This is a genomic window from Oleiphilus messinensis (assembly GCF_002162375.1).
In the GTDB taxonomy this organism is placed as follows: domain Bacteria; phylum Pseudomonadota; class Gammaproteobacteria; order Pseudomonadales; family Oleiphilaceae; genus Oleiphilus; species Oleiphilus messinensis.
On sequence record NZ_CP021425.1, the window covers coordinates 415,635 to 431,023 of the forward strand.

Annotated in this window: 12 protein-coding genes; 7 read left to right on the plus strand and 5 right to left on the minus strand. The window is 49.2% G+C overall.

Annotated features, from left to right (window positions below):
• Positions 1–3: 3 nt before the first annotated feature.
• Positions 4–2,433 (minus strand): sensor domain-containing protein, encoded by a 2,430-nt coding sequence (locus OLMES_RS01825; RefSeq protein ID WP_087459677.1) that lies wholly within the window; start codon positions 2,431–2,433, stop codon positions 4–6.
• A 329-nt stretch (positions 2,434–2,762) separates the two neighbouring features.
• Here OLMES_RS01825 and OLMES_RS01830 point away from each other — a divergent pair, with 329 nt between their 5' ends.
• The 7 genes from OLMES_RS01830 (at position 2,763) to OLMES_RS01855 (ending at position 12,266) form a co-directional block, all read left to right on the plus strand.
• The gene (locus OLMES_RS01830; RefSeq protein ID WP_198343183.1) at positions 2,763–5,708 is read left to right on the plus strand and encodes a class I adenylate cyclase; all 2,946 of its coding nucleotides are present in this window, start codon (positions 2,763–2,765) and stop codon (positions 5,706–5,708) included.
• A 199-nt stretch (positions 5,709–5,907) separates the two neighbouring features.
• On the plus strand, positions 5,908–6,084 hold the full coding sequence (lptM, locus tag OLMES_RS27880) for an LPS translocon maturation chaperone LptM (protein ID WP_157678102.1): 177 nt from the start codon (positions 5,908–5,910) through the stop codon (positions 6,082–6,084).
• A gap of 338 nt (positions 6,085–6,422) precedes the next feature.
• Positions 6,423–7,685, plus strand: a complete 1,263-nt coding sequence (gene lysA / locus OLMES_RS01835) for a diaminopimelate decarboxylase (RefSeq protein WP_087459678.1) — start codon at positions 6,423–6,425, stop codon at positions 7,683–7,685.
• A 70-nt stretch (positions 7,686–7,755) separates the two neighbouring features.
• Entirely contained in the window at positions 7,756–8,586 is an 831-nt protein-coding gene (gene dapF / locus OLMES_RS01840) for a diaminopimelate epimerase (protein ID WP_087459679.1), read from the plus strand.
• 233 nt (positions 8,587–8,819) lie between these two features.
• Entirely contained in the window at positions 8,820–9,542 is a 723-nt protein-coding gene (locus OLMES_RS01845; RefSeq protein ID WP_087459680.1) for a DUF484 family protein, read from the plus strand.
• Between the two features lie 48 nt (positions 9,543–9,590).
• Positions 9,591–10,292, plus strand: a complete 702-nt coding sequence (locus OLMES_RS01850) for an HAD family hydrolase (protein WP_087459681.1) — start codon at positions 9,591–9,593, stop codon at positions 10,290–10,292.
• Positions 10,293–10,412: 120 nt separating this feature from the next.
• Positions 10,413–12,266, plus strand: coding sequence for a GGDEF domain-containing protein (locus OLMES_RS01855; RefSeq protein WP_087459682.1), 1,854 nt, complete (start codon positions 10,413–10,415; stop codon positions 12,264–12,266).
• Here the strand turns inward: OLMES_RS01855 and OLMES_RS01860 are convergent, their stop codons facing one another.
• The 4 genes from OLMES_RS01860 to OLMES_RS01875 all read right to left on the minus strand — a co-directional run bounded on the left by OLMES_RS01860 (position 12,267) and on the right by OLMES_RS01875 (position 15,350).
• Positions 12,267–12,629: a hypothetical protein gene (locus tag OLMES_RS01860; protein ID WP_087459683.1), complete on the minus strand. Its 363-nt coding sequence runs from the start codon at positions 12,627–12,629 to the stop codon at positions 12,267–12,269.
• Between the two features lie 226 nt (positions 12,630–12,855).
• Positions 12,856–13,713: a DUF547 domain-containing protein gene (locus OLMES_RS01865; RefSeq protein ID WP_087459684.1), complete on the minus strand. Its 858-nt coding sequence runs from the start codon at positions 13,711–13,713 to the stop codon at positions 12,856–12,858.
• Positions 13,714–13,748: 35 nt separating this feature from the next.
• On the minus strand, positions 13,749–14,486 hold the full coding sequence (locus OLMES_RS01870) for a glycosyltransferase family 2 protein (RefSeq protein ID WP_087459685.1): 738 nt from the start codon (positions 14,484–14,486) through the stop codon (positions 13,749–13,751).
• Positions 14,487–14,501: 15 nt separating this feature from the next.
• Positions 14,502–15,350 carry a hypothetical protein gene (locus tag OLMES_RS01875; protein WP_087459686.1) on the minus strand — a complete coding sequence of 283 codons (849 nt, stop codon included), beginning with the start codon at positions 15,348–15,350 and terminating at the stop codon, positions 14,502–14,504.
• Positions 15,351–15,389: the final 39 nt, after the last annotated feature.

Sequence of the window (15,389 nt, forward strand, 5' to 3'; positions counted from 1 at the left end):
TGATCAAGTCTGTGATTGCAGAGTGAATGACTCTAGCGGGATGGTCTCAGCCAGGGCATAGCCCTGGCCGAAATGCAGACCAATTTTCCGCACCTCAGCCAGGACGGCATCACTGGTCACGTGGTGGCCGATCGTTTCAGCGCCCATGAGGTGGGCCAGTTTGTGGATCGCTTCGACGCGGACCTGATTTATTTTGTCCGTATGAAGTGCACCGACAAGGTCGCCATCGATTTTTACGAAATCCAGATTGAATGTCGCAATATACTCCAGGGATGACGGACGTTTGCCCACATGATCTGCCGCGATTTTACAACCCAGACCCTTAAGTGCCTGCACCGTGTTTCGTGCCAGCTTGGGGGCGTCGATAAACAGGGACTCTTCCAGCTCAAAGCACAGCTTTTCCGGTTGTGCCCGGCTTTGATGGATCTCATGGGTGACGCGGGTTATAAAGTCCGTTTTCTTCAATGATGCATTGTGCAGGTTGATCGAGCACAGCTTCAGTCTGTGATCCTGATGTCGATGTTGCGCAATCCAGTTGAGAACGCGCTTGAGAACCACCAGATCAATATTCGAGGTCAGATCGACTTCTTCAGCCAGGGGCAGGAAGGTCTCGGGCTCAATGAGTGAGCCGGACTCATCTTGGATGCGGGAATATACTTCCAGGTATTCGCCCCACACCGCGCTGATGATGGGTTTGATGGGCTGCACAAAAACCCTCAAGTATTCCGTAAATTCCAGGGCGTGGTTGATCATTTTAATATGATCAAGTTGTTTGGATTCATCAACGGTGCTGATCGTTGTGGGCTCAGGCTGGAAGATATTAATACAGCTGGAGCCAGAGGTTTTCGCCGCGTAGCAAATATTATCGGCCAGCTTCATGAGCTTTTCCGGTGAGTTACTGTGTTCATCGACACTGACAACACCGATGCTGATACCGATTTCAAAGTCTGCCTCCCCCCAACTGAACGGGGTGCCTAGTAGGGTGTTTCGTATACTTTCAGCAACCCTGCGTGCCTCTTCCGGCGGGCAGTTTTCCAGAAGTGCAGCGAACTCGTCTCCACCAATTCTTGCAACTGCATCACGTTGGCGAACCTTCGCTGAGATGGTTCTTGCAACCTGTCGTAACAGCTCATCACCGGCGGAGCTACCGCACTTTTCGTTGATCGCCTTGAAGCGCTCCAGATCCATGTATAACAGGGAGTGAGCGGTACCTCTTTTTTTGGCGTTGCCGAGCCCCCGGCCCAGTAAATTTTGAAACTCTCTGCGGTTAAACAGGCCTGTGAGTGGGTCGTGGCGTGCCATGTAGTTCAGTTTTTCCTGAACTTGAATTTTTGACGTGATATCTTTGGCGATATGAGCTGCGCCAATCAGCTCACCCCGTTTATTGGTGATTCTGCGAAAGCGCATTTCAAATATCGGCATTTCTTCTTTGCGTTGTGCCAATGGCATTTCAACGCAAAACTGGTCTCGAGCCAGCGCGCGCTCCCAGAGACGCATGTATATGCGACGCTCATTCGGGAATTTGCTGAGCAGTTTGGCAATCGAATCTCCCGGTTGAGGGATGATCTCAAAGGCGCGCTCGAATTGCATTTGAAAGGCTGCATTACAAAATAATATGGTCAGATCTTTGTCCAGTATCAGGGCCATGTCGTCTGTCGCTGACATAATGCTGCCCATGCAGTCATCCAGAAAAGCTTTCTCGTTCCTGACATTACGCAGTTCGGAAAGATCCTGAATGACGCCTCGAATGCGTGTAACTCGCCCCTTGGTCAGTGTCGGTCGGCCGGTCAATCGAACCCAGCGGGTATTATTGCGAGCGCTGATAATCTGAACTTCGATCTGTAACGACTCGCCTTGATTCAGGCAACGGCGAAACGCGGCTTTGACCCGGTATTGGTGGTTATGAAAATAATAAAGGGCATGCTCGGGATTGATTGCAGCGCCGACTTCCAAGTCAAAAATCCGGTACACCCCTTCCGTCCAGGAAAACGTATTCCGGGTCACATCAAACTCCCAGCCACCAAGGCGACCCACTGTCTGGAAATCCTGCAGAATCCCCATGGCGGACTTACTGTCCTCGAGGCGATTGATTGTCGAATCGAAAACCAGGTCACCATCTTTTACATTCTTGCCCTTCGGCATCATTGTGCCGATGAAGAAGTGTCCGGACTTGTGCTGGAAGGTGGTTTCAATGGAATCACCTTTGCGTAGTTTCTCCCGGAAGTGAGGGGCATTGGGGTCGTAAACTGCGGCAGGGACGAGTTTGTTGAACGGGTTGCCGATTAATTCTTCCGGTGGATAGCCGAAAAACTTTTCAGTCTGGGCACACACCCGTTCAATGATACCCATATCACTTACGGCCAAATGTGCTTCTTTGGCCTGTTCTTTTAACGCATTACGGCTTCGGCCCTGCTGGATGAGGTACTCTTTCAATACGAGACTCCATGGTGGGATAAACTCTGGTTATCAAGAGTATCTCAGTCGTGGGGAAAAGGAAATCTTCGTCGGATTTCATCCTGTATTGAAGCGCAACCTACAGCGAAGTGTGAACAGGACATGGGGGCAATGTGCATTTAATGGTAGTATGTTGAGAGCGAGCCAATTAAGATTGAGCGCAGGGTCATCTATTTTTGTTACAGCGTGAATCATTTCTCAATAAAATAGGCAAGGACGCGCAGCTTCACTCTGTCTATAATTCAGGTCAACCCCAATGTGCTGAAGCTCACGCATGACTATCGACTTGTTTTGGGAATCAACTCACCGTGGCTGCGCCAGTAAAAAACCGAGATCGACAAAGCGCTTCGTTGCTCGCGCGTCAGAAACCCATTGAAACCTCCTACGAGGAGGGCATTGATCGTAAACTTCTCAAAGCGATTCGTCAGCGATTTCTGGATATCAATCAAGTCCGGCTGCAGCACACAAGAGCTTCATTGTCGACCCGGCAACAGGTTATTCTGGATATTCTTCCCCTGCTGTTTCACGTTAATCATCCGCTATTGCCGGGTTTCTCTTCCCGTGAATGCCCCTACAAACTGGCGAATTATGAGCCCGATGAAGAGGCTCTGTTCGCTGCACAACGCTACAGTAAAACCTTCAAATATCGGGAAGAGCCTCGTCACAGTCCGGAAATAACCGGCATATTTTTAATGGGGAGTACGGGGACGATCGCCCATTCCGAACAGAGCGATATGGATGTGTGGCTTTGCCATGTGGATAATCTTGACGTTGCGGCATTGGCTTGCTTGCAGACCAAAGCCGAGAGCATTTCAGCCTGGGCGGATGAATTGGGGTTGGAGCTGCACTTTTTTCTAATGAATGATACTGCGTTTCGTAACCGTGCCCAGGACAACCGGGTTGACAGTGAGAGCAGTGGCAGTGCCCAGCACTTTTTGTTACTGGATGAATTTTACCGGACGAGTTTGTACCTCTGTGGGAAATATCCACTTTGGTGGTTGATCCCGCCGGATCTGGAACAGGACTATGCCACATGGGCTGATCGTTTGATCACTCAGCGTTTCATAAAAGGCGAAGAATATCTGGATTTTGGTGGACTATCTTCAATTCCAAAGGAAGAGCTGGTCGGTGCCGGGCTCTGGCAGCTGTACAAGGGAATCGACTCTCCTTATAAATCAGTGCTGAAGTTGTTGCTCAATGAAGTCTATGCCCAGGAGTTGCCGGAGAAGTATCCTCTGAGTCTCGAATTCAAGGCGAAGATGTATGCCGGGGTTAATGATACGGTCGATGTTGATCCGTACATTATGATTTACCGCCGCCTGGAGCAATACCTGGGTGCTCGCTCGGAGAAAAACCGGCTCACGCTGGTGCGTAAAAGCTTTTATCTTAAAATTGGTGAAAAATTAACTCATGGCCGGCGTGAGCGAAATGTGTCCTGGCGCCGTGTCGCGATGCAGGCCCTGGTGAGTGATTGGGGCTGGCAGAACAAGGAACTGACTTATCTTGACAAGCGTCAGGATTGGCGGGTCAGTCAGGTGCTGGTGGAGCGCAAGAGTGTGGTCAGTGAATTGACACACTGTTACCGGTTTATTTCCCAGTATGCCCGTCAGAACCGCCTCAAAGCCGCCATCAATGTGGAAGACATGAATCTGCTCGGGCGCAAGCTCTATGCGGCTTTCCAGCGCAAGGCGGGGAAACTGGAATTTATCAATCCGAATATTGCCCCCGACATCACAGAGGAAAACCTTGGGTTTCATCATGCCTCCTCGCAATCCTGGAGTGCGGATGCGAAAGGTTGGCTGCTCTACAAGGCGTTGGAAAATGCAGCGGATGCCGCTTACTTTTCGGCGCTGAAACGTTCAACCAGTCTGGTGGAGCTGATTACCTGGTCCCATTACAACGGATTGCTGGGGCGCTCTACGCGTTTGGGGTTGTTGCCAGGCACCTCCAAGGTGACGTTATTCGAGCTGCGTAATATCATTGAATCACTGCAACAGCACATCCAGGTGCCGTTCTCAGCAGTGGCTCAGGCGCGTTACAAAGAGCAGCCGTATGCCATGCAAATTGTATTGTTTATCAATGTTGGCATGGATCCGCTGGAACGCTACACAGCGATGGGGGTTCATAAGTTAAGCAGTCGCAATGATTCGCTCGGATACAGCTCGGTTCGAGATAATCTGGTATTAACATTGGATCAGGTTACCCGAAACAGTTGGAATGAAGTGCTGGTGAACCGCTATGAACTGGGTGATACCCTGATTCAGTGTCTGAAAAATTATCTGGCACAGCTTATGTCCCGATCTGAAGGCCAGCCGATGCCGGAATTGTCTGTGAAATGCTTCTGCCAATCCCGGGCGACAGCCATCGCACGCAGGGTCGAGGAGTTATTCGTAGATGTTGCGGAGGCGTTTTTTGGTGCAACCGGAACGCTCAATACCCGCTATATCATCGAACTTGACCGTCGTTTCTTTGCGATCCAGTTCTTTGATCAACAGCCGCGCTTCACCGGGTTTGAGTCGATTCAGGATTTATTGGTTTATCTATCCCAGCCTCAGCGGGAATACACGCGCTTGAAGCTCGATCGCTATGCCTTGACAGATTATAAGAAAATCAGGGCTGTGTGTGCACAATGTGAGCCGGATACGGTTCAAGTGTTCTTTTATCCGCAGCATGAAGACGCGGATGTCTATATTTTGGATGAAAAAGGCTCGTTGTTTGCTTATAACACGCCTTTTTATGATATCTATTCGCTACTGATACCACTGCAACGGTTTCTGTTATCGATACAGGATCGACGTCAGATGCGGCAGGATATTAATGAAGTCTGGATGGATTCAGAAATCGTCATGAACGAACTTGTATTTGACCCACTTTCAAATGCCATTGTGCCCAGCATGGTTGCCGTAGAAGACCGGGCCGATGCGGGTAACTATTTCGAAGTCCAGGCCATCGGGAACCATGAACTCAATGGCGAACTGGAGTTTGATATATTTTGTGATCAACAGGAATTCACCACCATGGAGTATGGCGACAGGTTAATTCCGGCGGTTGCTCACTTCATTCTTTCCCGCCGACATAAGGGTGAACGATACCCCTGTTACATCACCGATTTGGGATTACCCCACGATTTGGATCAGCACGATTATCAAAGCACGTTGCAAACCGTCCAGTATTTGTTTTACAAACAGGCATTGGAGAGTGCCTTGAACGAACAAATTCGGTATCATCCCTCCCAAGACAACGGTGTCAGTTGAATTGAGGCACCGGATTGAACAAAACCACTGCAGTGTGCAGCAGATTTGTTCGAAATATAGATAGATGGTTGTGTCAGAAGAGAAGCCCGGGTCAAAAAGAGTGATTGTCGTGTCGAAAAGAACGGTTCATGTAATATTAAGGGCACTTTTAACAAGAGTTCCTGGAATTTTAAGAAGAGTTCCTGGAAAAAGTAGCCCGATGAAGTGGGGTACCGTGGTTTTTGCCGGATTGTTACTGGTTGGTTGCGGCCAAAAGGGAGCACTCTATTTACCGGCTGACACCCCGGATCAGAAGGGTGATTCTGTGGTACAAGAGGAATTAAAGGAAACTCAAACTGACGGAGAACCCGATTCGAAAAACAAGGGTCGAAGTTGACCGGGCGATTAAACTACCCCCGAACAGAAATCCAAAAACACATTGAAACCAGTCGATCCAATGATCGAGTCAAAGGCTGACGAGCGAGAAGTAACTCGTTTTTGGATGGTTGTGTTTAATGATGAACGTGTTTAATCATGAAAGTGTTCCCGGCGATTGTAACACGGCCAGAATTTCTTTAATCTGGACGATTAGTCGGAATCTATTGTGTGTACGTAGATACCTTCCTGAAGACAATCGCGGCCTGCGTAAAGCCCGTATACCTCGTATTGCCGCGATACGCAGCTTTTGCGAGAAACCGAATTTTATTTGTAACTGTTTTAGAGATAACAACCCCGATGGATTATTTTCAGTATCAGCCAGACCCGCAATCCCAGACAGAAACTTTGTATGCGGAGGGGGTCGCCCTGGAAAACGTCGCCAAAACCTATGGTACACCGACGTTCGTCTATTCCCGAAAAACACTGACTCGTCATTTCGAAGCCTATGATCAAGCGTTCGGTGCACGGCCCCATTTGGTTTGTTATGCCGTGAAAGCGAACTCCAATATTGGTGTTTTGAGCGTACTGGCGCGTTTGGGCGCAGGTTTTGATATCGTCTCGGTTGGCGAGCTTGAGCGTGTTTTAAAAGCGGGCGGCAGCCCTGACCGGGTGATGTTTTCAGGTGTGGGAAAGCAGGCAGATGAAATGGCCCGTGCGCTTGAGGTCGGGGTACATTGTTTTAACGTCGAGTCGCTCTCAGAGCTACGCCGCTTGAATACTGTCGCGGGAGATATGGGCAAGATTGCCCCGGTATCGTTTCGGGTTAATCCTGACGTAGACGCCGGTACCCACCCTTATATTTCCACCGGCTTGAAAGAAAACAAATTCGGTATCGATATTCAATCTGCCCGTGCCGCTTATGAGGAAGCCAAAACGCTTGAGCATATCAATGTTATCGGCGTTGACTGTCACATTGGTTCCCAATTGACTGAATTGGCCCCTTTTCTGGATGCGTTAGATCGCGTCCTGGCGTTGATTGACGAGCTGGCCGAAATCGGTATTACGATCCGGCATCTGGATCTGGGGGGGGGACTCGGGGTTAAATACCGGGACGAAGTTCCGCCGGCCCCTGCGGATTACATCGCCCGAGTTGTAGAGCGTCTCGGTGATCGACAGTTGGAGCTGGTAGTTGAGCCGGGCCGATCCATTGCGGCCAATGCGGGTGTGCTTTTGACTCGCGTGGAATATTTGAAAGAAACCGAGCACAAGAATTTTGCCATTATCGATGGTGCGATGAATGATCTGATCAGGCCTTCTTTGTACAGCGCCTGGCAGGAAATTGTACCGACGACACCCCGCACCGGAGAGGTGAAATCCTATGATTTGGTCGGACCGGTCTGCGAAACGGGTGATTTTCTGGGAAAAGATCGTGATCTGGTGTTGCAGGAAGGAGATTTGTTAGCCGTTCGCTCTGCAGGGGCTTACGGTTTTTCGATGAGTTCAAATTACAACAGTCGAAATCGTGCTTGTGAGTTGATGGTTGATGGCGATCAAGTCTATGTTATACGTAAGCGCGAATCGATCGCAGATCAATTGGCATTGGAGACCGTGGTACCCTAGTCGATAACGCAGATATTGAACACGTTGAAACTGGATATCTCAGTAAGTGCACCCACCAGGTTAGTTAAGAATGTTAATTAAGTTTAGCAAAATGCACGGTTTGGGAAATGACTTCATGGTGATTGATGCAATCAGTCAGCACGTTCATATTCGTCCCGAACAAGTCAAAAGGCTCTCGGACCGGCATTTTGGTATTGGCTTTGACCAGTTGCTGCTGGTTGAGCCGCCCGGACAGCCCGATGTTGATTTTCGATACCGTATTTTCAATGCCGATGGTAGTGAGGTCGAACAATGCGGCAATGGTGCCCGTTGTTTTGCGTTGTATGTGTCAGAAAAGAAATTGGTCAATAAACCCGTAATTCGTGTCCAGACCGCGAAAGGCGTAATTGAGCTCAAACTGGGTGAAGAAGGTCTGGTTACGGTGGATATGGGCAAACCGCGCCTGACACCTGCAGACATACCATTTCTGGCTGAAGCACCCGCTCCCACCTATCAAATTGATGTCCAAGGTGTGCAGTACGATATTAGCGCGGTTTCGATGGGGAACCCCCATGGCGTGCTGGTCATTGATGATGTCCTAACCGCGCCGCTGGAATCTGTGGGGGCGACCTTGGAATCTCATGAGCGGTTTCCGGAACGGGCCAATATCGGCTTTATGGAAATCGTTCATCCCGGTTTTGTCAAACTGCGAGTATTCGAGCGCGGGGCGGGTGAAACCATGGCGTGTGGATCGGGAGCCTGTGCAGCAGTTGTTGCCGGCCGTTTACGAGGGCTGTTGGATTCGAGGGTTGAAGTCAAACTGCCGGGTGGCAATTTACGCATTCAATGGGATGGGGAAGGGCACCCGGTGCTGATGGAAGGGCCTGCAGCTTTTGTTTTTGAAGGACAGGTTCGACTCTGAAGAGGCCTGAAGACGGTTTTTTCAGCGGTATTTATCCGGCTCGGGAACTATATATCTCGTTCTGGAGCTGTACATCCGGTTCGGGAGCTGTACATCTCGTTCTGGAACTATACTACTTGTTCTTGAACTACGCGCTCAGTAAACAGAATTGGACAATTTTCAATTTTCGACGACACTGATACAGCATACCGCTTTGATATTCCTGGCGGCGTCGAACGGAGTAGTTTTTCACAATGACTGATAAAGAAACGACTGTAGAAGGGCTTAGCGAAGCCCAGGTCGTAGAATACCTTCGCCAACACCCCGGCTTTTTTGTTGATCACGATTACCTGTTGCGCGAAATCAGAGTTCCCCATGACAGTGGTCGTGCCATTTCCCTTGTAGAACGGCAAGTTCAGGTATTTCGTGAACAGCGGGATCAGTTACAGCGGGAACTGGGAAACCTGATTGCGATAGCGCGGGAGAATGATCGTTTCTTCGAAAAAAGTAAACGACTACTGATCAATCTGATTGAAGCCAAGAGTCTCGAAGAAGTGGTGATCATGATCGAAGAGAGCGTGCGCAATGATTTTGGCCTGGATTGTGCCAGCCTGTTACTGTTTGGGAATCCTCGGGACTATCCTGTTAGCAACATTCAGGTTCTGCCGCTCAAAGAAGCCGAAGCGATACTGGGAGAAATGATTCACAGTAAAAAAGCAATTTGTGGACGCCTGCAACCTCGCCAGAGCAAATGCCTGTTTCCGATGATCGACACAGAGATTGGCTCTGCCGCGGTGATTTCCCTGCACAATACCGAACATTTGGGAATGTTCAGTCTGGGGAGCCATGACCAGTCCTATTTTGATCGGGGTATGGGGTCTCTGTTTTTGTCATATATCAGTGATACGATGAGTCGCTTGTTGCCGCCATTACTCTCTCAGGAGAAAAGCAGGGCGTCAGCTTCGGCAACGACCTAGTACTGACTTTTTAATTCGTCATATTGCCAACGACACAGTACCGATTCTATGCCCGTTTCAATTATTTCCCTCGATCTTGATAATACGCTTTGGCATGCTGAGCCCACCTTGATCGCGGCGGAAAAAGCGATGCTGGGGTGGTTGCAGGATTTCTCACCGGATGTGCTGGTGCGAGCCAGGGAGCGAGGCTGGTCCCATTACCGGAAGCAGACCTTGGCCGAAAACCCTGAGCTTGTCCACCGCGTCAGTGAACTGAGGCTGAAGGCCTTGCAGTTACTGATGCTGGATTGTGGCTTGTCTCAAGACGCGAGTAAACAAGCGGCGCAAGGTGCATTTGACTGTTTCTGGTCTGCGCGGCAAAACGTATCACTTTTCCCGGAAACTCGGACCGTTCTCGATCAGCTCAAACGAGAGTTTAGCCTGATTTCGATTACCAACGGCAACGCCGATGTTGAACACATAGGGTTGAATGATTACTTCATCTATTCGCTCAGGGCCGAAGAAATCGGAATTGGTAAGCCGGATCCTGCCATTTTTCAGCATGCACTCGCGCAAATTAATGCACAGCCTGAAAGTTGCATCCATGTGGGAGACCATATCATCGATGATATCCAGGGGGCTGCCGAATTTGGAATCAAGACGATCTGGTTTAACTGGCAAAATCAAAGCCAAAACGTTGATGTCCAGCCAGACCGGATTATTACCGAACTACGTGAACTTCCCCAGGCAATCGCTTCTCTTGCCGATTGACAGGCCTTGTTGGTTCCTCCTCTCCAATCAAGCATCACAAATCTCTGCTTAATCAGATGGCATTGGCTATACTGATTTGATTAACTTTCTAAATTATTGTCGCTCAGGATTGTTTAAATCATGACCCATTCCGAAAATGAACTGGATCGGATAAAGTCCAAGTATTTGCAGCGGGCAGAGGAATTTGATCGTCGTGAGGAAGAGCTCCTTGATCACGCCAATCTATTGCAAAGAATGTTGGTCAGAGTCAGCTTGGCCGCGGAAGGACAGGATCAGCAACTGGATAGTGATTTGTCGGGATTGCGGCAGATTTTACGTGAAGAAACACCCAAAGCTAAAGAATTGACCCGTTCGTTGGAGAAAATTGAGGCGACCGTGCTGGCGTTGGAGGAAAAGCGCTCGGATTCTGCCAGCGCAATTGTTAAATCCCTGGATACGTTAACCCGTAATATTGGCGAGTTGGACTTGCCGTCCGATTTGAAGAAAAAGCTGAAAAAATTAGCCAAGCTTGTCCGCGTTCAGCAAGTGCAGTTCAGCGAGTGTCCTGCTTTGTTGGCGGAGTACACCCAAATACAGTCGGATGTATTAGGGCGTGCGGGTCAGAGCCCAAGAAAGAGTGAACCGGGATTCTTGCAGAAACTGTTCGGCGGCATGGGAGAATCCGGCCGTGAGCCAGGTTCACCTGCGCAGATACACGATACTCAGCAACCGGGTATGGATTCCGCATCAACATTGGCGGTTGATAAAGACTCGGATTTGACTACCAGCACCAATAGCAATGGCGGAGACCGGCGCTACAGTGAGCAGGAAACCGAGCTGGATGTAAGCGAACCGGAATTGTCTGAATCGGATGCTCAACATCATCAAGGGGAATCCGAATCTACAGAGGAGGCTCCTGGATTCTCCAAGGTTGCCGGTCACATTTCAAAATCGATCCGGCAATTGCTGGAGCATTTGTCGGTACCCAGTTCATCCCAGAGGGAATTTCAGGCGATATTGCAACGAATCGAACATGGACTTAACTGGTATGAGTTGGGACCCACTCTGGATGACGTCACGAATCTGGTCGTGTCTGCGGTCGGCAAAGGTCAAAAGGATTTTGAGTCGTTTCTCCAGCTTCTGGATGAGCGGCTGGCGATGTTGCAGCAGTTTCTGACGGATTCCCACGCCTTTAAAGTGGCCATTCAAAGTTCCGGGGCAGAATTGGATGAAGCCGTCCGTGAGCAGGTTAAATCAATTTCCGCACTGGTGTCTGAAGCAACAGAGATTGATACCCTCAAGTCCTCTGTAAACAGCCAACTGGATCATATTCTGACGTTGATGACCAAGTTTATGACGTCCGAGTCGATTAAGGAAAAAACGCTGGGTGAGCAAATATCCAGCATGTCTGAAAAGCTGCAATCGATGGAAACCGAGACGCAGGCAATTAAAGAGCAATTAAAGGTGGAGCGCGGTAAAGCATTGACCGATGCGCTAACCGGGTTGCCGAACCGAGAAGCCTATTCCGAGCGTATTGATCTGGAGTACACTCGCTGGCAACGTTATCGCCAGCCAATGAGCCTTGTGATTACGGATATCGATTTGTTCAAGCAGGTGAATGATAATTACGGGCACCTGGCCGGTGATAAAGTCATCCAGATTATGGCCAAGGAACTGCAGCGCCGTATTCGCAAAACGGATTTTATTGCCCGGTATGGTGGTGAGGAGTTTGTCATTATTATGCCTGAAACCGCAAGTGATGTGGCCTTTACGGTCATGAACAAAACCCGGCAAATGGTCGAACGCTTGCCCTTTCATTTCCGCAATCAACGAGTGCAGATTACCATGTCATTCGGAATCGCGCCGTTCAAAGACGGTTTGTCGATGGACGAGATTTTTGAATTGGCAGACGGGGCACTCTATAAGGCGAAAGAACAGGGCAGAAACTGCGTGGTGGTTGAAGGCATGGATGGGCGTGGACCCATCCATGCCTAATTATAAACAGTCATACTGAGAGTAGAGGTCAAGCGAAATCGATACCATATCGTATCCGGCATCGGTCAGGTTCTGAATCAACTGTTCATTGGCAAATACTGACATACAAATTTCGTCGATATTGCGTTGAATGATTTGTTCATCGACGGGCATGTTGGTGTAGCGAAAATCCAGTACCAGATACTTCTCGTTTCCGTAGCGGTCAACAATTTCATGTTGCACACTCTCATGCCCAATAAAGCGTAAATTCTCGTTGCTGGTAAAATTCATGGTGAGCGCATTGTCCAATGAATTCACTGGAGAGTTGCAGCCTTGCAGCGCTGTAAACGTAATCAGTAGTGCGCTGATTAAGATCAATCTCATGGATAAATGTCCTCAACATCCCCTCAAGCTTTGCCCGGTGTTGTCGTGTTTACCGTTTGCTATGAGTCATTATATATGCTGGCAAGCAGGTTGCATCTCCAGCTTGGAACATTATGTCACAAGATTTATTTTGGTTACAAAATGTTCGAGCCCTTGTAGCGCCGTTTTTTCAATTGTTTACAAGGGATCGAATTGCCGCGAAAGACCCGTCGCCAGGCATGTCGTTTTAATTTAACTCGTTGAGTTGCCAGTCGTATTCAAAGTCCGGTTTACCCTTGAAAGATTTCAGCTGTCGAGCCAGTTCTGGTTTGGCGTAGTGCTGAAGATGTTTCAACAGTGATGGTATGCTGTCGCCAAAATCCACGAGATACCAGTCATAAATACTGGAGAGATAGAGGTCTCCATCCTCAAACCGTACACCACGGGGATGGTTGATATAGTCCTTCGCACCTTGTTCCAGCAACTGTTCAGTATTGTTTGCAGTGTAGGCCTTTGAGGCGAGATTAGGGCAACTGTAGCTGGCACAATTTACCGCATAGTGAATGCGTTTGTCTTGCCAGATAGGCCTCAGGATACCGTGCTCGATGTTATTCAGTGTTAATTCGTGTTTGTTTATCGTGGCAATCGGGTCATCCCAGGGGCCAAAAGCAAAAAAGCCCTTGCCCAGATCAGTAATGCTTTTGACCGGGTAATGATCAAGAATCAAATCTACTGTCAAAGCATTGTAGAGGTTGATCCAAAAGGCCTTTTGTTCAGCTTTGTTGTAGTTCAGTGGATTGAGTGCCTGCATATCACCCAGGTACTTTTTCAGTGCCCGTTTATCCTGCTTGCTGACCTTGCTGTAGCCAAATGAGTTGATACCTGAGGGATGCTTTGCATCGATATAGCGATCCAGAAACTGTTGCCAGGCACTGTGGTCGATGGTTGCGGTGCTCTGGGCTTTGCTATGATTCCAGTCGCCCAGCAAGTCTGATTGCGGTGCGGCCTGAGCGGATAAAGTCGTCAGTACTAACAAAAGCAGCGAGCACAAATAGGCGAGCTGGATTCGGTTAAATCGTGTTGTTTCGATTGCTTTGATAATCATTTTTCAATCTCGGATAAGTCATTTGCTTCTGAATTTCAATATCGGAGCAGTCTCTGTTGACGTTGATATCGCCAACGCAGTTTAAGTATGGTGCTGATGATGCCGATACCGGCCAGCACAGTTCCTTTGAGTGTACCACTGATTTTTGAGCGGCCTTCCCGCCGCCCAGTGTCAACGGGAACTTCAATAATATTCGCCCCACCGGCAATGGCTTTGACCTGCATTTCAACAGTCCAGCCAAAACGGGGTTCACACATTCCCAGGTCTTTCAGGCGAGACCAGCGAATCGCGCGATAAGGGCCGAGATCGCTGACTTCGAATTGCCAGAGCAGTCGAATCAGTAACGTACTGAGTTTATTACCCCACAGTTGTTGCTGAGACATCGCGCCTGCCGCAACGTTCCCGAGTGTTCTTGAGCCGATCACCAGATCTGCCCCGGTGATGATCCCGTTAAGCAGCTGTATGGCTTGATCGGCGATAAATGAGCCATCGCCATCCACAAACAGTACGATGTCGGTGTGATTAATGGCGGCCATGCCGGTCATACATGCCTGGCCATATCCGGGGATTGGCTCAAATACGACTTGGGCGCCTGCTTTTTTGGCAATGCAGGGTGTGCCATCCTGTGAGCCGTTATCGCACACAATAATGGTGTCGATGACCTTGCTGCCATCTGCATTGGTTAGTCCGTTAAAGTCTGTTACAACCTTGCCGATTGATTTTGCCTCATCCAGCGCGGGGATGACACAGGTAACATGATGATCGTAATACATGGCCTACCTCAATAGTTAGAAGCTGAAACCGATATTGGCAGAGTAAATATCACTGCGTGCGGTGTTTCTGCCATCAACAACGGTGGCATACTGGACACCGAGGTTCAGTTCGGGTGTGAGGCTGTAGTTGATCCCGGTACTAACTGCGCTGGTGTCTTCTTCCAGCTCGTGGAAACGGTCTGGTGAGAATCCGGCGCCACCAATATCGAGGCCATCATCAGCGTCGGCCGCGAAGTACGATACATTGGCTGTCAGTCCCGGTAGTGGTACTACGAATGCATCCAGTCGGTAGAACAATTCTTCTGGCACACCGGAACTCCGGTTGCGATACCCGATTTCACCGCTCAAGGCGAAATAGTCATTGAATATTTTGCCAACACTTAACGCGGCTTCAATACCGTCAGCACCATCACCAATCGAGTGAATCGAGCCTGTGCGATAGTTGCCTTCGATAATGCCGGTGATGCGAATTGCTGCCGAAGGGAGCCCTTCCGGACCGGTAAACTCGTCATTGAATCGATAACGTACGCCAATTTGAGAGTCAGTACGGCCGCTCAGATGTTGATTGGCTTCCGGCTCGAACGTACTTCGGGCGTACCCCGTTTTGGCGGAGATCGCGATATTTTCACTCAGGCCATAGTCCACACTGATCCACCAGGTGGCCTGCTCCAAATCGTCCGGCAAGTCGTTTTTATCATCTGCGATGTAGAATTCATCTGCACTTTGAAAGACATAGGCGAGATCGACCTGACCCCCTCCTGGTTGGGGTAGCCATGGGGTATTGGCCGCATTTGCAAGAGGGATCAAAAGGGCTGAGCCAATTATCACGGATAACATATTTCGCTTGGTTGCGATGTTGTTCATATTAGGTCACTCACTAGGTGATGGTTACTGAAAATTTCT

What these genes read in the sequence shown, in the direction of transcription:
- OLMES_RS01875 (WP_087459686.1), bottom strand. Translation starts at nt 15,350, where the DNA reads ATGAACAACATCGCAACCAAGCGAAATATGTTATCCGTGATAATTGGC.
- OLMES_RS01865 (WP_087459684.1), bottom strand. Translation starts at nt 13,713, where the DNA reads ATGATTATCAAAGCAATCGAAACAACACGATTTAACCGAATCCAGCTC.
- lysA (WP_087459678.1), top strand. Translation starts at nt 6,423, where the DNA reads ATGGATTATTTTCAGTATCAGCCAGACCCGCAATCCCAGACAGAAACT.
- lptM (WP_157678102.1), top strand. Translation starts at nt 5,908, where the DNA reads ATGAAGTGGGGTACCGTGGTTTTTGCCGGATTGTTACTGGTTGGTTGC.
- OLMES_RS01845 (WP_087459680.1), top strand. Translation starts at nt 8,820, where the DNA reads ATGACTGATAAAGAAACGACTGTAGAAGGGCTTAGCGAAGCCCAGGTC.
- OLMES_RS01870 (WP_087459685.1), bottom strand. Translation starts at nt 14,486, where the DNA reads ATGTATTACGATCATCATGTTACCTGTGTCATCCCCGCGCTGGATGAG.
- OLMES_RS01850 (WP_087459681.1), top strand. Translation starts at nt 9,591, where the DNA reads ATGCCCGTTTCAATTATTTCCCTCGATCTTGATAATACGCTTTGGCAT.
- OLMES_RS01855 (WP_087459682.1), top strand. Translation starts at nt 10,413, where the DNA reads ATGACCCATTCCGAAAATGAACTGGATCGGATAAAGTCCAAGTATTTG.
- OLMES_RS01860 (WP_087459683.1), bottom strand. Translation starts at nt 12,629, where the DNA reads ATGAGATTGATCTTAATCAGCGCACTACTGATTACGTTTACAGCGCTG.
- dapF (WP_087459679.1), top strand. Translation starts at nt 7,756, where the DNA reads ATGTTAATTAAGTTTAGCAAAATGCACGGTTTGGGAAATGACTTCATG.